Origin of the sequence: Neobacillus drentensis, assembly GCF_021560175.1 — a bacterium.
GTDB lineage: Bacteria > Bacillota > Bacilli > Bacillales > Cytobacillaceae > Neobacillus > Neobacillus drentensis_A.
The window spans coordinates 1,972,268-1,989,960 of record NZ_CP091110.1; the positions used below are offsets into that span (position 1 = coordinate 1,972,268).

Consider the following 17,693-nt stretch of genomic DNA (forward strand, 5'->3'; position numbering starts at 1 on the left):
CTCTGAAAAAGAGAGTGGAAGGTCACAATAAAAGATAATTGTGCCCGTGGACTCCGAAAAAGAGAGAAGCCGGTCACAATAAAAGATAATTATGCCCGTAAACTCCGAAAAAGAGAGCACACAGTCATAATAAAAAGAATTGTGCCTCTAGAAAGCAACACAAAACTATCAAAATAACAAAAGGCTGCAGGAAAAAATCCTGCAGCCTTTTAAAATACCCTATTTTACCCCAACATGAATCTTATTAATAAACTGCAATGCCTGTCCAGTTCCGACAGCCACAGATTCCAATGGACTTGATGCCAGCTGAACCGGAACAAAAATTTCCTCACTCAACCATGCTTCCATTCCATTTAGCAACGAACCGCCGCCAGTCAGAATCACACCTCTATCGACAATATCACCGCTCAACTCGGCTGGGCAATCCTCGAGCGTGGCGCGAATCGCCTCCATAATATGCAGCAAGGATTCTCTAATCGCATTTCGAATCTCATAGGATGATAGTTGAACTGTTTTTGGTAAACCAGTTACGAGGTCACGGCCGCGAACATCCATAAACTTTTCCTCATGGTCAATCAGAGCATAACCAATTTCCATTTTAATATTCTCAGCAGTTCTCTCGCCAATTAATACATTGTACACCTTGCGGACATGTTGAATAATATCGTCATCCAAACGATCGCCGCCTATTTTAATAGAATGGCAGGCTACTACACCGCCAAAGGAAATAATCGCTACTTCCGTATTCCCACCGCCGATATCAACGACCACATTGGCAACAGGTTCATCAACAGGCATACCTGCCCCAATTGCCGCTGCAACAGGTTCTTCAATGAGTGATATCTTTTTTGCACCAGCATTGCGGACTGCATCCTGGATTGCTCTGCGCTCAACACTAGTGGAACCTGATGGAATGCAAACCACTACATTCGGCTTGCGAAGGGCCAAACCTAATTTCTTAGAAGCTTTCCGCATCACGTTTTTAAGCATTTCAGTAGTGACATCAAAATCAGCGATAACCCCATCTTTTAATGGGCGAATGGCGACAATTTTTTCCGGTGTCTTACCGATCATCTCTTTCGCTTCGATTCCAAATGCAACTACATTTTTTGTCTCTGTATCTATTACCACAACCGATGGCTCGTTTAGTACAATTCCTTTACTTTTGCTATATACCAATATATTAGCGGTTCCTAAATCAATCCCAATATCAAAATTAGAAAGCATTTTTATTCACCTATTCCTAAATTATTAAATACATTAAAAACTACGTATAAGCCTACCATGAATGTGGGGGTAAATAGCTTTTTGTAAAAGAACCGTTATCCATTTGTAACCTTATAAATTTATTTGTCACATTTTGAAGGAATCTGTTATAAAAATTTCATTTCCCTAAAAACGCATAAGAAACAAATTTTTTGTATATACTTGTTTGATGTTCTACTGCTTTACAAAATTGTGTTAACATGTAGTGATGGCAGCAGGTGAAAATAGCCTCCAACACTGAAAAAAAGCATAAGGCAGTGAGAAAATAGTGGATTCCAACCAAAAATTAATCGTTATCATTGGTCCTACCGCAGTGGGAAAAACAAATTTGAGCATCGAAATGGCTAAACGCTACGACGGAGAGATTATCTCGGGTGACTCCATGCAGATCTATCGTGGTATGGATATCGGGACAGCAAAAATAACGGAAGAAGAAATGCAGGGTATCCCGCACCATTTAATTGATATCAAGGAGCCTGAAGAAAATTTTTCCGTTGCAGAATTTCAACTCCTGGTTCGTGCCAAAATAAATGAGATTGCCAAAAGGGGAAAGCTTCCGATCATCGTTGGCGGAACAGGGTTATACATTCAGTCCGTTATTTATGACTATCAATTTTCAGATGTACCTGGTGATGAAGCTTTTCGGCTTGAGCTAGAGGAACGAGCCAAGCAAATTGGTAATGAAGCATTGTACAAAGAATTACAAGCGGTTGATCCAGAGAGTGCCGCACAAATTCATCCGAATAATCTGAGAAGGGTGATCCGGGCACTGGAGATATTCCATTTGACAGGTAAAACGATGCTGGATTTTCAGAGGAAACAGCAGCCGGATCTGATGTATGAGACAGCGCTTGTCGGATTATCGATGGAACGGGAAAAGCTTTACGAGCGCATTAACCGAAGAGTAGATATAATGGTTGAGCAAGGACTGCTAGATGAGGTAAAATCCTTATACAACCAAGGTTTACGTAATTGCCAGTCGATTCAAGCGATCGGGTATAAAGAAATTTATGACTATTTAGATGGCAGTGTAACCTGGGAAGAAGCCGTTGAGCAGCTAAAACAAAACTCGAGGAGATATGCAAAAAGGCAGTTGACTTGGTTTCGTAACAAAATGGATGTACAATGGTTTGATATGACATATGTGAATAATTTTGCAAAAAAAATAGCGGAAATTTCACAATATGTTGAAGGAAAGCTTCAAGTAAAATCGAATACATATTAGTAGAGATAAAAGAGGAGGATATACGAATGAAAACAACCATTAATATTCAAGATCAATTTTTAAACCAGTGCCGTAAAGATAACACCAATGTGACGGTGTTCCTTCTAAATGGGTTTCAATTAAGAGGCCAAATTAAGGGCTTTGATAATTTTACCGTATTATTTGAATCAGAGGGTAAACAGCAATTGGTATTTAAGCACGCTATTTCCACGTTTGCACCGCAGCGCAATGTCCAACTTGAATTGGATAATCAATAAACTAGTATCAAAATGGAGCCCTCAACCCTTGGGCTCTTTTTTTATTTCAAAAAATAAAGGAAATCTTCTTTAATGAATTGCATGGGTAGTGAATACACATAGAGGGAAGGATTATGCCTAACCTAAAACACTTCTGAGTAGCTTAAATCATGCTACCTTACGTATACTGTCTGCAGAATGAGAGGTGATAGCTTTGGATCAACCAATTCGAACGAAAAGTAACGGCCAAATAAGGGTGGTTCTCAACTCACATGAAAGAACTACGATAAGAAAAGAGGTACCCGATTTTCAAGTTGTTCCAAAGGTCATTCCCCCAGAGCACACCGCACTAAAAGAAATTGAAGAGGAGCTCGGGGCATTGGTTGGCATGGAAGAAATGAAACGCATGATTAAAGAAATTTATGCTTGGATTTATGTGAACAAGAAGCGTGAGGAAATGGGGCTGAAGGCCAGAAAGCAAGCCCTTCATATGATGTTTAAAGGGAATCCTGGAACAGGGAAGACAACGGTTGCCAGGTTAATAGGCAAGCTTTTTCAAAAGATGAATGTACTCTCCAAAGGCCATCTCATTGAGGCGGAACGGGCCGACCTTGTCGGTGAGTATATTGGTCATACTGCCCAAAAAACGAGGGATTTAGTGAAGAAAGCTCAAGGAGGAATCCTGTTTATTGATGAAGCCTACTCGCTAGGCCGCGGCGGTGAAAAAGATTTTGGCAAGGAAGCGATTGATACACTGGTCAAACATATGGAGGATAAGCAGCATGAGTTTATTTTAATTCTTGCCGGGTATTCGCGGGAAATGGATCATTTTTTAACATTAAACCCTGGTCTTCATTCGCGGTTTCCCTTGGTGGTTGATTTTCCCGATTATAATATCGAGCAGCTGATGGATATTGCCGGCAGGATGTTAAAGGAAAGAGAGTATGCGTTAAGCCGCGAGGCCGAAAAAAAATTAAAGGACCATTTGATTTGGGTAAAGGCGGTTTTAAATCCTACTAGTTTTTCAAACGGCAGGTATGTCCGCAATGTAATTGAAAAATCAGTACGGGCGCAGGCCATGAGATTGTTGATGCTAAATAGCTATGACAGACACGAATTAATGACCCTTCGGAGTAATGATTTAATATTTGAGGAAGATTAATAACAAATAGAAAAAATCGGCGGAATCATCATCCGCCGATTTGTTTTTGATTATGAATTTTTGGGGAAACCCCAAGATGGCGGGAAGGAAGCTTCCAGTCAAAGGTATAAGACAGTACTCGTAAGCCGGTTATGATCACAAATAGAGTATATAATTGCCAAGAATCAACAGCAATCTCTAGACCAATGATTAGACCGGCCAGGATAGCCCAAACCGCATAAATTTCCGCTCTCAACACGATTGGTTTCCTGCCGGCAAGCAGATCACGAATAATCCCCCCGCCAATCCCGGTTAAAACAGCGGCTACAATCACCGCACTTAGCGGATGGTTCATTTTTTCGGCATAAATCGCACCCTGAATTGCAAAGGCGGACAGGCCGATAGCATCAAAAAGGTTGCCCCATTTTTGCCAATGCCGCAGCAGGTTAGTGGGAAATAAAAACACCGCTGTAATCGACAACAGGGCAATTTGAAAAAATAATCCCTGTCCCCATAACGCTGATACTGGTACGCCAATTAACAGATTCCGTATCGCGCCGCCGCCGAACGCTGTAACAATTCCTAAAATATAAACTCCTAATATATCATAATCCTCTTCCATTGCCACAATGGCACCGCTGACAGCAAAGGCAATGGTTCCGATCATACTTAAAACTTCCCATGTCATAGTTGATTTCCCCTCTGTTGTAAGGTCACAAAACCACAATGCTAATAGTAAAAACCGATCTCAATTGAACAATAAAATTTTATCATGATGACGGAAAAATACAACATTTATTTTATTATCTAAAAGCTTGGGGAAAATTAGTGATTACAAAGTTTTTTTGTTATGATGAGAGATAAGAACAGTTAAGGAAGGAAGGATGCCTGTGGAACAAAAGGAAACGAAAGAAAAGGTCATTCTCGTTGGCTGTCAAACAAACGGGGAAGAGGATTCACGTTTTGACTATTCGATGGAAGAGTTAGGAGCGCTAACCGAAACCGCTCAAGGAGAAGTCGTTGCTTCTGTAATCCAAAAACGAGACCGTGTCCACCCCGCAACCTATATTGGCAAAGGGAAAGTAGAAGAACTGAGAGCACTCGTGGAAGAGGTTGAAGCAGACATCGTCATCTTTAATGATGAACTTTCACCAAGCCAAAAAAGAAATCTAGGCTCAGAAATAGAAGCACGGATTATTGACCGGACCCAGCTCATTTTAGATATCTTTGCGCAAAGAGCGCGTTCAAAAGAAGGAAAGCTGCAGGTTGAGCTCGCACAGCTGCAATACATACTTCCCCGCCTGGCTGGACAAGGTACAGCGCTATCAAGACTTGGTGCCGGAATCGGGACTAGAGGGCCAGGGGAAACAAAACTTGAATCAGATCGACGACATATTCGCCGCAGAATCGATGATATTAAGAGTCAGCTTTCCGTTATAGTTCAGCACCGGGACAGATACCGGGAACGCAGGAAGAAAAATAAGACCTTTCAAGTCGCGATCGTCGGTTATACAAATGCAGGCAAGTCGACACTTTTTAATCGGTTATCAGAAGCGGAGTCATATGAGGAAAATCAATTGTTTGCGACACTCGATCCGATGACACGCAAATTGATTTTACCAAGTGGCTTCTTAGCCTTAATAACGGATACAGTAGGATTTATTCAAGACCTGCCAACCACGTTGATTGCCGCATTCCGCTCAACCCTTGAGGAAGTAAAGGAAGCGGATTTGCTTCTCCATGTGGTTGATATGTCCAATCCAGACTATTACCAGCATGAAAAGACGGTGAAAAAGTTACTTGATGACTTAGATGTAAAAGATATCCCGCAAATAACCGTGTATAATAAAAGAGATATTCAACATCCTGATTTTGTTCCCACAGCAGGTACGACAACCGTCTTCATTAGTGCCTTTGATGAAAATGATCGTCATACGTTAAAGGAACAAATCGAGAAAGTTGTCATGGAGATGATGGAGTCCTACGAAGTGCGCATTCCTTCAACGGAAGGGAAACTGCTTTCACAATTGAAAAATGAGACCATCCTCCGAGAACTTGTTTTTGATGAGGAAGGACAATTATACCGTTGTAAAGGGTACACACTCGCGGATCATCAAATCTCCGGACAATTACAGAAATTCACGATATAGATTGGAGTAACAACATGTTTCAACAGTTGCAAAATGGGGAAAAGCTTTACTCCCTTGTTAAAAAAGTGGAGCAGCAAATTGCTGAAGTACATAAAGAAATAGATGAGAAAGTGGAAAATAACCAATTTCGGGTCTTGCAAAGCTATCAAAAGCACCGGGTCAGTGATTCGCACTTTATGCCGTCTACTGGATACGGCTATGATGATATTGGCAGAGATACCTTGGAATTAATCTATGCAGATGTGTTTGGCGGAGAAGCTGGGCTTGTCCGCCCGCAAATTATTTCTGGTACACATGCGATTTCCATTGCCTTATTTGGGGTCCTAAGACCAGGGGATGAACTCCTCTATATCACCGGTAAACCCTATGATACCTTAGAAGAAATCGTTGGGATTCGCGGTAATGGGGTAGGCTCGTTAAAGGAATTTGGGATTTCCTACGACAGTGTCGCCCTAACAGATGACGGGGCGATTAATTGGGATGAGGTTGCCGGAAAAATAAATCCAAACACGAAAATGATTGGCATTCAGCGCTCAAAAGGGTACGCCACAAGACCATCGTTCACGGTAGAGGAAATTGGTCAAATGATTTCCTTTGTCAAAGAAATAAAACCGGATCTTGTAGTTTTCGTTGATAATTGCTACGGTGAATTTGTAGAGGAACAAGAACCATGTCATGTTGGGGCAGATTTAATTGCTGGCTCGTTAATCAAAAATCCTGGCGGCGGACTTGCGAAAACAGGCGGGTACATCGTTGGTAAAAAACAATGGGTTGAGGCATGTTCTTACCGAATGACATCACCTGGGATTGGAGCGGAGGCTGGCGCTTCGTTATATAGCCTTCAAGAAATGTACCAAGGATTCTTTCTGGCGCCGCATGTGGTGGGCCAGGCATTAAAGGGGGCAGTCCTAACTGCCGCATTGCTTGAACAATTGGGGATGAATTCTTCGCCAAAATGGGATGCCAAAAGAACGGATCTTATTCAGTCCGTGCAATTTGATGATCGCGATAAAATGATTTCGTTCTGTCAGGCCATTCAATTCGCCTCACCTATTAACTCCTATGTCACACCACATCCAAGTTATATGCCTGGCTATGAAGATGATGTAATCATGGCTGCAGGAACATTTATTCAAGGAGCAAGTATTGAATTAACGGCGGATGGCCCGCTTAGACCACCGTATGTGGCCTATGTTCAGGGTGGTTTAACCTATGCTCATGTGAAAATGGCCATTTGTATAGCCATTGATCACTTAATTGAAAAAGGACTATTGGAACTTTAATCGGGCATATTCATGTTTAACAAAATAAATCTTGTTCAAATATTCTTTGAAAAATGATGTAAGAAAATCTTACATAACATTGACATCTTTTCTTACACGAAATATAATAGCATTATGATTTACCAGTAAGGGAGGAGAAATTTGGTGAGTGGAAGTGAAATTCGTCGTTCCATGCCATTGTTTCCTATCGGAACCGTCATGCAGTTAACCGAGTTAACCGCAAGGCAAATCCGCTATTATGAAGAACACCAATTGATTTCTCCAGCAAGAACCGAGGGAAACAGACGTCTATTCAGTCTAAATGATATTGATAGACTGTTAGAAATAAAAGACTTGATTGACCAAGGTGTGAACATGGCTGGAATCAAGCACTTGTTCATGGTCAAGGAGCAGCAATCAAATATAGTAGAGAAACAAACCGAGAAAGCAAAACAAGACTTAACAGATGAACAACTTAGAAAGCTTCTCCGCAATGAATTAATGCATACAGGCAGAAACAATCGATTTACATTACGCCAAGGCGATATGTCTCGATTTTTCCATTAATGTTAATCATTCTTTATGAAAATAGGGGGAATTAAAATGGCAAAGTATTCAAGAGAAGACATCCAACGGATGGCGAAAGAGGAGAACGTAAAATTTATTCGCCTTCAATTTACAGACATTCTTGGAACCATTAAAAATGTTGAGATTCCAATTAGCCAATTGGAAAAAGCACTTGATAACAAAATGATGTTTGACGGTTCTTCCATTGAAGGATTTGTTCGGATTGAAGAATCTGATATGCTTCTATATCCAGACTTAAACACATGGGTAGTTTTCCCTTGGACAGCAGAAAAAGGAAAAGTGGCTCGTTTAATCTGTGATATTTATACTCCAGAAGGTAAACCTTTCGAAGGTGACCCGCGTAACAACCTAAGAAGAGTATTAAAAGAAATGGAAGAGTTAGGATTCACTAACTTCAACCTTGGACCTGAGCCAGAATTCTTCTTATTTAAGCTAGATCAAAAAGGTGAACCAACTCTAGAACTTAACGACCAAGGCGGATACTTTGACTTAGCACCAACTGACCTAGGTGAAAACTGCCGTCGCGATATCGTTCTTGAGCTAGAAGAAATGGGCTTTGAAATTGAAGCTTCTCACCACGAAGTAGCTCCAGGACAACACGAAATCGACTTTAAATATGCAGATGCATTAACAGCTTGTGACCAAATCCAAACGTTTAAGCTTGTTGTAAAGACAATTGCTCGTAAGCATGGCTTACACGCAACATTCATGCCAAAGCCATTATTCGGTGTAAACGGATCTGGTATGCACATGAACCTTTCATTATTCAAAAATAGTGAAAATGCGTTCTACGAGCCAGGCAGCGACTTAGATATGAGTGATACAGCTCGTCAATTTATTGCTGGTATCCTAAAGCACGCTCCTGCCTTTACAGCGGTAACGAACCCAACTGTAAACTCTTATAAGCGTCTAGTTCCAGGATATGAAGCACCTTGTTATGTGGCATGGTCTGCTATGAACCGTTCACCACTTATCCGTATTCCTGCATCTCGTGGCCTAAGCACACGTGTAGAAGTACGCAGTGTGGACCCATCAGCAAATCCATACCTTGCAATGGCAGTTCTATTAAAAGCAGGTTTAGATGGAATTAAAAATAAATTAACTCCTCCAGCTCCAGTAGACCGCAATATCTATGTAATGAGTAAGGAAGAGAGAATCGAAGAAGGCATCATCGATCTTCCAGCGACCCTTGCACAAGCGTTAGATCAATTAAGCGCTAATGAAGTAATCGTAGCTGGTTTAGGAGAGCATATCTTCGAACACTTCGTTGAAGCAAAAGAAATCGAGTGGGATATGTTCCGTACAGTCGTTCACCAATGGGAACGCGATCAATACATGAGCATATACTAAAAAACAGTAAAAGCCTTGGCGCTCGTCGCCAAGGCTTTTTTATGTATGATGGTAAAGCATTAGAGCCAAAAGAATAGAGAGCTGATAATCAGCTCTCTTGGTTTTAATGAATATGACGATAAACCCCAATCACTTTCCCTAATATCGATACATTTCGTAAAATGATCGGATCCATCGAAGAGTTTTCCGGCTGCAGGCGGATGTAATCTTTCTCTTTAAAGAATCTCTTACAGGTTGCCTCATCATCCTCAGTCATCGCGACAACAATTTCCCCGTTATTGGCAGTCTGCTGCTGCTTGACGATTACGTAGTCACCGTCAAGAATGCCCGCCTCTATCATACTTTCACCCATGATTTCTAGCATAAACACCTGCTCATCTGCAGGAGCCAGGGTTTCAGGAAGTGGAAAATACTCTTCGACATTCTCGATGGCTGTAATCGGCAAACCTGCCGTTACCTTACCGACCACAGGAACATTGACAACTTTATTTCTAGGAATCTGTGATGCTTCATCCGCATCTAGTATTTCGATCGCTCTTGGTTTAGTAGGGTCTCTTCTAATAAGGCCTTTACTCTCTAAGCGCGCAAGGTGACCGTGAACAGTAGAGCTGGATGCAAGCCCCACCGCTTCACCGATTTCCCGAACGGAAGGAGGATATCCCTTACTTTTAACCTCGTCCTTGATAAACTCCAGGATATCTTGCTGTCGCTTTGATATCTTTACCATGATAAAATGCACCTCGCCTGGTTAATGTTGTCTTTATTATAGCATGTTGAACCCTACTATACAAACATAAGTTCGAGAAAATAGTTGACAGCAAACAAGTGTTCGAACTATAATAAAATCAAATCAAAAGAGAACATATATTCTTATAAGAGGTGCGAAACATGAAAAAATTATGGAACCAATACTCGTATGCTATTACTCTTATTCTTTTAAGCTGCACATTAGCTTTCTTCTTATCATTAAACCATCATTCTGATGAACAATATGTAAAAGTAACCATTTCTGAAGGGGACACATTATGGAAGATTTCTGATCAATTTGAAGATCAGCATTCTTTATCACACAAGGAATTCGTAAGCTGGGTCAAAAAACATAATGAAAATATCAAGGACCAAATTTATCCTGGTGAAGAAATTGTAATTCCGGTTAGTAAAAAGGAAACTTCCCAACCAACACAGCTTGCAAGTGCACCAAAAGAATAGAAGGGAAATAGAATGAAAGCAATTATATACTGCCGAGTCAGTACCAATAAAGAAACACAGGAAACCTCATTAAAACGTCAGGAAGAAGAATTAATTCAGCTTGCACACCAATGTGGATTTGAAATCGATACCATCATTAAGGAACAAGCTAGTGGTTATGATTTTGAAAGAGATGGGATACTAGAGGTATTAGAGCGGATAAAAGAACCACAAGTTCAGGCCTTGTTAATTCAAGATGAAACACGGCTGGGAAGAGGAAATGCCAAGATAGCCCTCCTGCATTGTATTATAAAAGAAGGAATTCAACTTTATAGCATTTCTCATAATGGTGAATTACAACTGTCTGAATCTGATTCAATGGTATTAAAAATAGTCAGCATGGTGGAAGAATATCAACGGAAACTACATAATGTGAAAATTAAACGAGGCATGAAACGAGCCGTAGACCAAGGCTATAAACCGGAAAAAAACTTAAAGAATCTTGGACAATCCTCCGGCAGGGACAAAATCGAAGTACCAATCGACCAAATAATACGACTGCGGGACAATGACCTGACGTTTGCGGAAATCGCCGCCACCCTTAGAGGATTTGGGTATAATGTTTCAAAAGCAACCGTTCATCGAAGATACCAGGAATATATAGAATCGCAGAATCAGTAGCCCTTTACTTGTCATAAAGGGTTTTTTTTAGTAAAATCAAGTGTCTTTATTTAATAGGAAGGATGGGTGGGAATGCTTTCAAAAGAAAAAATGGCTCGCATTAATGAACTGGCTAGAAAAGCAAAATCGTCAGGATTAACAGAGCTAGAAGCAAAAGAACAATCCAAATTAAGAAGTGAATACTTGGCAACTTTCCGGGCAAATATGCTCGATACCTTAACGAATACAAAATTTATCGATCCAGAAGGTACTGATGTAACACCTGAAAAATTGAAGGCTAGAAAGAACCGGCCTCTTCATTAACAATATAGGCAGGGTACTACCCTTTTGCATGATCAAGCCCCGTCTAAAAAAGGCGGGGTATTTCCATTCCATACATACATTCACTATGGTAGAGTCAAAATAAAATAACAGGAAATTTTCGGTCTAATTATTGTTTATTTGTTGAATTAATAGGCAATGAAAGATAATATAAAGGATGTATTTAGTTACCGTGAACAAGAAAGGATGTATTTCATGTTTAATACTATTGATGATTTATCAGTAACATCGATTCGTACGCTTTCCATAGACGCAATTGAGAAAGCAAACTCTGGGCATCCAGGTATGCCGATGGGTGCTGCTCCAATGACTTATACATTATGGACAAGATTTATGAACCATAATCCAAAGAATCCTCATTGGTTCAACCGTGATCGTTTCGTCTTATCTGCAGGCCATGGTTCTGCGTTGTTATACAGCATGCTTCACTTATCTGGCTATAATTTAAGTATGGAAGACATCAAACAATTCCGTCAGTGGGGCAGTAAGACACCAGGACACCCTGAGTACCGCCACACAGAAGGCGTCGAAGCAACTACCGGTCCACTTGGACAAGGAATTGCAATGGCTGTCGGAATGGCTATGGCAGAACGCCACGTGGCTAGTGTTTATAATAAAGACAACTATGAAATTGTGAACCATTATACATACGGTGTTTGTGGTGATGGTGACCTTATGGAGGGTGTTTCTGCAGAAGCTGCTTCACTTGCAGGACATTTAAAATTAGGCCGTTTAGTGGTTTTATATGATTCAAATGATATTTCTCTTGATGGAGACCTAAACAAGTCTTTCTCTGAAAGTGTAAAAGGACGTTTTGAAGCTTATGGCTGGCAATACCTTCGTGTTGAAGACGGCAATAACCTTGAAGAAATCGCAAAAGCACTTGAAGAAGCAAGAAATGACCTTGACCGTCCTACAATGATTGAAGTTAGAACTGTCATCGGGTATGGTTCACCAAACCGTGCTGGTACTTCTGGTGTTCACGGTGCTCCACTAGGTGCGGACGAGTTAAAACTTACAAAAGAAGCATATAAATGGACGTTTGAACAAGATTTCCATGTACCACAAGAAGTGTACGACAACTTCCAAAAACTTATTGTTGAAAACGGTGAGAAAAAGGAAAAAGAATGGAACGACACTTTCGCACAATATAAAAAGGAATATCCAGAACTAGCTGTTCAGCTTGAACAAGCGTTAAACAATGAACTTCCTGAAGGCTGGGACAAGGATATCCCTGTTTACCAAGAAGGTAAGAGTCTAGCAAGCCGTGCTTCTTCTGGTGAAGCCCTAAATGGTATCGCTAAAAACCTTCCAATTTTCATTGGCGGTTCAGCAGACCTTGCTGGTTCAAATAAAACCATGATTAAAGGCTCAGGCGATTTCATGCCAGGCAGCTATGAAGGCCGTAACTTCTGGTTCGGTGTTCGTGAATTTGCTATGGGTGCCGCAATGAATGGTATTGCCCTTCACGGCGGAGTAAAAGTTTTCGGCGGTACGTTCTTCGTATTCTCTGATTACCTTCGTCCAGCGATTCGTTTAGCGTCTATCATGGGACTTCCTGTTACGTATGTATTTACGCATGATAGTATTGCTGTTGGAGAAGATGGTCCAACACACGAACCTGTTGAGCAGCTTGCAGCATTACGAGCAATGCCAGGCCTATCGATCATCCGTCCAGCTGATGGTAATGAAACAGCAGCAGCTTGGAAGCTTGCGGTTGAATCAACTAATAAACCAACTGCACTTATCTTGACTCGTCAAGATTTACCTACATTAAAAGGTACTGATACGAATGCATATGAAGGAGTTTCAAAAGGTGCTTATGTGGTTTCTCCAGCAGAAAAAGAGACAGCAGATGCGTTAATTTTGGCAACCGGTTCCGAAGTAAGTCTAGCTGTTGAAGCACAAAAAGTCCTTGCTGGTGAAGGTCTTCATGTATCGGTTGTCAGCATGCCTTCATGGGATCGTTTTGAGCAACAATCTCAAGAGTATAAAGATTCAGTTCTTCCAAGAAGTGTGAAAAAACGTCTTGGAATTGAAATGGGTGCCTCGCTTGGCTGGCACAAATATACAGGTGACGAAGGCGATGTATTGGCTATTGACCAATTCGGAGCATCAGCACCAGGTGAAAAAATTATGGAAGAATACGGCTTTAGCGTTGATCATGTTGTTGCCCGTGTTAAGGCTCTATTACAAAAATAATCTGATAAGATAAAGAAGGAGAACGGAGATTCCGTTCTCTTTTTTGCTGTGTGTATGTAAAAGTATGGTAATTATGCCAATCGATGATAAAAATCAGCCATAAATACAAATAAATGAGCCAATCCATCGTTGAAATGAGCCATTAGTACCTATTTTTGAGCCAATTACTCACAGAAATGAGCCAATACCGTCAATCACGGGTAAATATAATAGATATAGTTATTACAATATTTTGAACAATGGCGTTTTTTAGAGGAAAATTCATGAATTCTACCGAAATAGTAGTTGTGTAATATTTAATCGACAAAAGTAGTGAAAGTTTTTGCCGCCGTAAGACAAACGTTTTGTTTATGCTTTTTTATAATAGAAAAAAGGGTTTCAACGGAGGAGAGAACAGTGGTGAGAAAATATCAGCTTTACTTAATAGAAGATGAATTTGCCGCCCATTACTTCGGACGAGAGCGTATATTTTTTCAACTTTTTCAAGAACATCAAACTTCTAACGGCGAACTTAAATTTATAACGCAAAAACAAATTTCATATATTACAAAACGGGTCGAGGTCTTAAAAATCCACAATCTGCTTCAAAAACAGCTCGGAAAAATGAAGGGGTTTAAAGCGGATCAGGGTGCATACACGATTTTCCTAAGCGGAAAACTAAGCACGGCAAGATTAGAAGTTTTTCAAGAATTAATCACTGTGGAAGCAGAAGGTACCTATGAAGCGGAAACTGCCTTCTTTGAAGTACTCAGAAAATGTGAATCTTCCTTCTTAGCCATTGATCTTGAACATGAGCGGGTTGGCTGGTTAAAACCTATTAAAGAAAGAAAATTTGTCTAATTAAAATGAGATATTGTTTTCTTCCGATTAATTTAGTACACTGTATGATAGACAACATGAAGGAGGAAGTTTAATGTTATATTTTCTAGTTGGTATACTAGCATTAGCAGCTGGTGTAGCACTAGGATTTTTCATTGCTCGCAGATATATGATGAGCTATTTAAAGAAAAATCCGCCAATCAATGAACAAATGTTAAAAATGATGATGATGCAAATGGGTATGAAACCTTCACAAAAGAAGATCAACCAAATGATGGCTGCAATGAACAAGCAGCAATCTAAATAAACCGGACAAGCATCCATGTAAAATCCTTTTCCAAAGGATTCATCACTTGTTTGTAAGTAATTAGAAGATAGGGGAGTTTAACGGTCATTCTTTGTCAATTAATTACTTACCCTTCATAATTTAAATCCAAAAACCACTTTTTCTGATGAACCGGGAAGGTGGTTTTTTTATGAATTAAAATCGAAGTAAAAAAATTATTGTCGTTAAATTTTGGAAACCTTGCATACTTTTATAAACTATGTTATTATAAAGAAGAATTATTTTTGTTCGGTGTAAAGGATAGTATAAGATTAAACTTTTCGTCTTGATGATCACTGAGTGCAAGGATAGTAACACATTGTGTGCAAAGCACACAGCAGGAGGAAACAAAATGGAAAACGGTAAAGTAAAATGGTTTAATGCAGAAAAAGGATTCGGATTCATCGAGCGTGAAGGCGGAGAAGACGTATTCGTACATTTCTCAGCAATCCAAGGCGAAGGTTTCAAATCTTTAGACGAAGGTCAAGCAGTAACTTTTGACGTTGAGCAAGGCCAACGTGGAGCTCAAGCAGCTAACGTTCGTAAAGCTTAATTAAAAGCAAAAGAAAACAGGCTCTTTATAGAGTCTGTTTTTTTATTAGCTTTTGATCTCAATGTATTTGAAAAATAAACGGTAAAATTCCGTTTATTTTGGGAAATACCCATATTTCATTAATAATAAAGGAAGTATTTCCGTTTATATTATCCAAATGTTTGGATTTTGTCTTATTTCGAGCGGTTAATCGGAATATCTGCGCTTATATTTGCTTCTTAAGCTTCCTCTATATACATTAGCAGGAAATTCTCCGGCTATAATACCACACGAAAATCCACAATTAATAATACCAGTACCTATTTTATAAAAAACAAGGAGCCCTGCTCACGAATGAACAGGGCACATGTAAAAAAGTAAATCAAATGGTAGACTCATTGTAGCATATAAACCAGCAATAACCAAATTTATTTATATATACGGTAAACAGCTAGGATGAACCTCATGCTAGCAGTCAATGACTGGGAATATTCGAACTAAACCGACAAGCACTCATATTAATGTGGTGCTTTTTTTGACAACCGATAATTTCTAAGTATTTATTATTTTGTAAAAATTTGATAAAATAGGTACCTCGGTATTCGAAGAATTCGTTATGAAACAAGAGCTCGTCATGTATGTTGGGGGTGTTTAGTTGAAAGTATTTTTAGAATTAGGCTGGTTTTTTAAACAAGAGAAAAAAGCGTACTTATCAGGGGTTTTCATTTTATTATTTGTGGCGGCACTGCAGTTAATTCCTCCTAAAGTAATTGGAATCATTGCCGACCAGATTCATGAAGGAACGATCACATCCGCCATACTGGTAAAATGGGTCGTGGTATTAGTTGTTGTGGGACTATCGATGTATGTTCTTCGCTATTATTGGCGAATTATGATCTTCGGCTCATCCGTCAAGCTAAGCAGGATCCTCCGCGACCAATTATATAGCCACTTTACCAAGATGTCCCCATCATTCTATCAAAAAAGCCGGATTGGGGACCTCATGGCCCATGCAACCAATGACCTATCGGCGATCCAGCAAACAGCTGGCGCAGGTGTGTTAACCTTCGTAGATTCACTTTCTACTGGCGGATTTGTGATACTTGCAATGGCCTTTACCATCAGCTGGAAACTGACGTTGATTTGTTTAATACCGATGCCGGTTATGGCGATGCTGACCAGCTGGTTTGGCACGATGCTACATAAAAGTTTTCACAAAGCACAGGAGGCTTTTTCCTCTTTAAATGATAAAACACAAGAAAGCATCACCGGGATTAAAGTGATTAAGACATTCGGCCAAGAGCAAGAGGATATTGAGGATTTTCGCAAACAATCAGAAGATGTCGTTCGAAAAAATATTGTTGTGGCCAAAATCGATTCTCTCTATGACCCGACCATATCCATCATTGTTGGGATTTCCTTTTTTCTATCAATTGCTTTTGGGGCAAAATATGTTCTTAATGGGGAGCTAACCATCGGTGAATTAATCTCGTTTACGACCTATTTAGGCCTTCTAATATGGCCGATGCTGGCATTTGGCTGGCTGTTTAATATCGTGGAACGGGGTCGCGCTTCCTATGATCGTGTCGCTGTGCTCTTAAGAGAAAAGGTAGAAATCACCGATGATGATGACGCATTAGACGTCATGCCGATTGGTGATATTGATTTTAAGATAAATGAATTTACCTATCCGGGCGCCACAAATCCAATTTTAAAAGACATCTTTTTCTCAATAAAGAAAGGTGAAACACTTGGAATTGTGGGGAAAACTGGTGCAGGAAAAACAACGCTGCTCAAACTTATTATCCGTGAATTTGAGCGCTATCAGGGTGAAATTTTATTTGGCGGGAAAGCGCTTCAAGCTTATAGGCTCGAAAAACTTCGGGAAGCGATTGGTTATGTTCCCCAGGACCATTTTCTGTTTTCCGCGACCGTAGCCGAAAATATTGCGTTTACAACCCCAGATATTTCAAGAGACGAAATCGAAAAGGCGGCAAAACTTGCAAATATTCATGATGACATTCTTCAATTTACCGAAGGCTATCAAACGGTTGTTGGAGAACGGGGTGTCTCTTTATCAGGCGGACAAAAACAACGGATTTCCATTGCCCGCGCCCTCTTGATGAATCCTGAACTATTAGTGCTGGATGATTCGTTATCTGCAGTCGATGCGAAAACAGAAGAGGCCATCCTTTCTTCCTTACGACAAAATCGGGAAGGGAAGACCACGATGATTACCTCCCATCGCTTAAGTGCCATTCAGCATGCCAATCTGATTCTGGTCCTGGATGACGGGAAAATTGTTGAGAGAGGGAAGCATGAAGACTTAATGCAACAAGATGGATGGTATAAGGAAATGTATTTGCACCAGCAGTTAGAAGAGCTGGTCGAACATGGGGGACGTTAA

18 protein-coding genes are annotated in these 17,693 nt (G+C 40.2%); 15 read left to right on the plus strand and 3 right to left on the minus strand.

What is annotated here, in order from left to right; all coding sequences use genetic code 11:
* Positions 1 to 219 precede the first annotated feature (219 nt).
* Positions 220 to 1,227: a rod-share determining protein MreBH gene (mreBH, locus tag L1999_RS09200; protein ID WP_235743260.1), complete on the minus strand. Its 1,008-nt coding sequence runs from the start codon at positions 1,225 to 1,227 to the stop codon at positions 220 to 222.
* A gap of 307 nt (positions 1,228 to 1,534) precedes the next feature.
* Here mreBH and miaA point away from each other — a divergent pair, with 307 nt between their 5' ends.
* The 3 genes from miaA (at position 1,535) to spoVK (ending at position 3,889) form a co-directional block, all read left to right on the plus strand.
* Complete coding sequence (miaA, locus tag L1999_RS09205) at positions 1,535 to 2,491, plus strand: tRNA (adenosine(37)-N6)-dimethylallyltransferase MiaA (RefSeq protein WP_235743261.1); 957 nt, start codon at positions 1,535 to 1,537, stop codon at positions 2,489 to 2,491.
* 26 nt (positions 2,492 to 2,517) lie between these two features.
* A complete protein-coding gene (gene hfq / locus L1999_RS09210) occupies positions 2,518 to 2,748 on the plus strand; it encodes an RNA chaperone Hfq (RefSeq protein WP_215040877.1) in 231 nt (76 codons plus the stop codon).
* 193 nt (positions 2,749 to 2,941) lie between these two features.
* Positions 2,942 to 3,889: a stage V sporulation protein K gene (gene spoVK, locus L1999_RS09215; protein ID WP_235743262.1), complete on the plus strand. Its 948-nt coding sequence runs from the start codon at positions 2,942 to 2,944 to the stop codon at positions 3,887 to 3,889.
* Between the two features lie 28 nt (positions 3,890 to 3,917).
* On the opposite strand, the gene L1999_RS09220 is transcribed toward spoVK, so the two are convergent.
* Positions 3,918 to 4,556, minus strand: a complete 639-nt coding sequence (locus L1999_RS09220) for a trimeric intracellular cation channel family protein (RefSeq protein WP_235743263.1) — start codon at positions 4,554 to 4,556, stop codon at positions 3,918 to 3,920.
* A gap of 196 nt (positions 4,557 to 4,752) precedes the next feature.
* Between L1999_RS09220 and hflX the strand changes: the two genes are divergently transcribed.
* From hflX to glnA, 4 genes are all read left to right on the plus strand, one after another.
* The gene (gene hflX / locus L1999_RS09225) at positions 4,753 to 6,018 is read left to right on the plus strand and encodes a GTPase HflX (RefSeq protein ID WP_430540009.1); all 1,266 of its coding nucleotides are present in this window, start codon (positions 4,753 to 4,755) and stop codon (positions 6,016 to 6,018) included.
* A 14-nt stretch (positions 6,019 to 6,032) separates the two neighbouring features.
* Positions 6,033 to 7,301 carry a methionine gamma-lyase family protein gene (locus tag L1999_RS09230; protein ID WP_235743265.1) on the plus strand — a complete coding sequence of 423 codons (1,269 nt, stop codon included), beginning with the start codon at positions 6,033 to 6,035 and terminating at the stop codon, positions 7,299 to 7,301.
* A gap of 144 nt (positions 7,302 to 7,445) precedes the next feature.
* The gene (locus tag L1999_RS09235; protein WP_275677489.1) at positions 7,446 to 7,847 is read left to right on the plus strand and encodes a MerR family transcriptional regulator; all 402 of its coding nucleotides are present in this window, start codon (positions 7,446 to 7,448) and stop codon (positions 7,845 to 7,847) included.
* A gap of 36 nt (positions 7,848 to 7,883) precedes the next feature.
* On the plus strand, positions 7,884 to 9,218 hold the full coding sequence (glnA, locus tag L1999_RS09240; protein WP_235743266.1) for a type I glutamate--ammonia ligase: 1,335 nt from the start codon (positions 7,884 to 7,886) through the stop codon (positions 9,216 to 9,218).
* A gap of 103 nt (positions 9,219 to 9,321) precedes the next feature.
* Here the strand turns inward: glnA and lexA are convergent, their stop codons facing one another.
* Positions 9,322 to 9,945 carry a transcriptional repressor LexA gene (gene lexA / locus L1999_RS09245; RefSeq protein WP_215040883.1) on the minus strand — a complete coding sequence of 208 codons (624 nt, stop codon included), beginning with the start codon at positions 9,943 to 9,945 and terminating at the stop codon, positions 9,322 to 9,324.
* Positions 9,946 to 10,106: 161 nt separating this feature from the next.
* Here lexA and yneA point away from each other — a divergent pair, with 161 nt between their 5' ends.
* The 8 genes from yneA (at position 10,107) to L1999_RS09285 (ending at position 17,693) form a co-directional block, all read left to right on the plus strand.
* On the plus strand, positions 10,107 to 10,427 hold the full coding sequence (gene yneA, locus L1999_RS09250) for a cell division suppressor protein YneA (RefSeq protein ID WP_235743267.1): 321 nt from the start codon (positions 10,107 to 10,109) through the stop codon (positions 10,425 to 10,427).
* A gap of 12 nt (positions 10,428 to 10,439) precedes the next feature.
* Positions 10,440 to 11,087, plus strand: a complete 648-nt coding sequence (locus L1999_RS09255) for a YneB family resolvase-like protein (RefSeq protein WP_235743268.1) — start codon at positions 10,440 to 10,442, stop codon at positions 11,085 to 11,087.
* A gap of 72 nt (positions 11,088 to 11,159) precedes the next feature.
* A complete protein-coding gene (locus tag L1999_RS09260) occupies positions 11,160 to 11,390 on the plus strand; it encodes a DUF896 domain-containing protein (RefSeq protein ID WP_215040886.1) in 231 nt (76 codons plus the stop codon).
* Positions 11,391 to 11,603: 213 nt separating this feature from the next.
* On the plus strand, positions 11,604 to 13,610 hold the full coding sequence (tkt, locus tag L1999_RS09265) for a transketolase (RefSeq protein ID WP_235743269.1): 2,007 nt from the start codon (positions 11,604 to 11,606) through the stop codon (positions 13,608 to 13,610).
* Positions 13,611 to 14,009: 399 nt separating this feature from the next.
* On the plus strand, positions 14,010 to 14,450 hold the full coding sequence (gene sirA, locus L1999_RS09270) for a sporulation inhibitor of replication protein SirA (protein WP_235743270.1): 441 nt from the start codon (positions 14,010 to 14,012) through the stop codon (positions 14,448 to 14,450).
* Positions 14,451 to 14,523: 73 nt separating this feature from the next.
* Positions 14,524 to 14,736, plus strand: a complete 213-nt coding sequence (locus tag L1999_RS09275) for a YneF family protein (protein ID WP_215040889.1) — start codon at positions 14,524 to 14,526, stop codon at positions 14,734 to 14,736.
* Between the two features lie 370 nt (positions 14,737 to 15,106).
* Positions 15,107 to 15,307: a cold-shock protein gene (locus tag L1999_RS09280; RefSeq protein ID WP_098532719.1), complete on the plus strand. Its 201-nt coding sequence runs from the start codon at positions 15,107 to 15,109 to the stop codon at positions 15,305 to 15,307.
* A 634-nt stretch (positions 15,308 to 15,941) separates the two neighbouring features.
* On the plus strand, positions 15,942 to 17,693 hold the full coding sequence (locus tag L1999_RS09285; RefSeq protein WP_235743271.1) for an ABC transporter transmembrane domain-containing protein: 1,752 nt from the start codon (positions 15,942 to 15,944) through the stop codon (positions 17,691 to 17,693).

Excerpts from the sequence above, each read along its gene's own strand:
- L1999_RS09280 (WP_098532719.1), top strand. The coding sequence starts at position 15,107 with ATGGAAAACGGTAAAGTAAAATGGTTTAATGCAGAAAAAGGATTCGGA.
- glnA (WP_235743266.1), top strand. The coding sequence starts at position 7,884 with ATGGCAAAGTATTCAAGAGAAGACATCCAACGGATGGCGAAAGAGGAG.
- tkt (WP_235743269.1), top strand. The coding sequence starts at position 11,604 with ATGTTTAATACTATTGATGATTTATCAGTAACATCGATTCGTACGCTT.
- yneA (WP_235743267.1), top strand. The coding sequence starts at position 10,107 with ATGAAAAAATTATGGAACCAATACTCGTATGCTATTACTCTTATTCTT.
- L1999_RS09275 (WP_215040889.1), top strand. The coding sequence starts at position 14,524 with ATGTTATATTTTCTAGTTGGTATACTAGCATTAGCAGCTGGTGTAGCA.
- L1999_RS09220 (WP_235743263.1), bottom strand. The coding sequence starts at position 4,556 with ATGACATGGGAAGTTTTAAGTATGATCGGAACCATTGCCTTTGCTGTC.
- L1999_RS09260 (WP_215040886.1), top strand. The coding sequence starts at position 11,160 with ATGCTTTCAAAAGAAAAAATGGCTCGCATTAATGAACTGGCTAGAAAA.
- hflX (WP_430540009.1), top strand. The coding sequence starts at position 4,753 with ATGCCTGTGGAACAAAAGGAAACGAAAGAAAAGGTCATTCTCGTTGGC.
- L1999_RS09255 (WP_235743268.1), top strand. The coding sequence starts at position 10,440 with ATGAAAGCAATTATATACTGCCGAGTCAGTACCAATAAAGAAACACAG.
- lexA (WP_215040883.1), bottom strand. The coding sequence starts at position 9,945 with ATGGTAAAGATATCAAAGCGACAGCAAGATATCCTGGAGTTTATCAAG.
- L1999_RS09230 (WP_235743265.1), top strand. The coding sequence starts at position 6,033 with ATGTTTCAACAGTTGCAAAATGGGGAAAAGCTTTACTCCCTTGTTAAA.
- hfq (WP_215040877.1), top strand. The coding sequence starts at position 2,518 with ATGAAAACAACCATTAATATTCAAGATCAATTTTTAAACCAGTGCCGT.
- mreBH (WP_235743260.1), bottom strand. The coding sequence starts at position 1,227 with ATGCTTTCTAATTTTGATATTGGGATTGATTTAGGAACCGCTAATATA.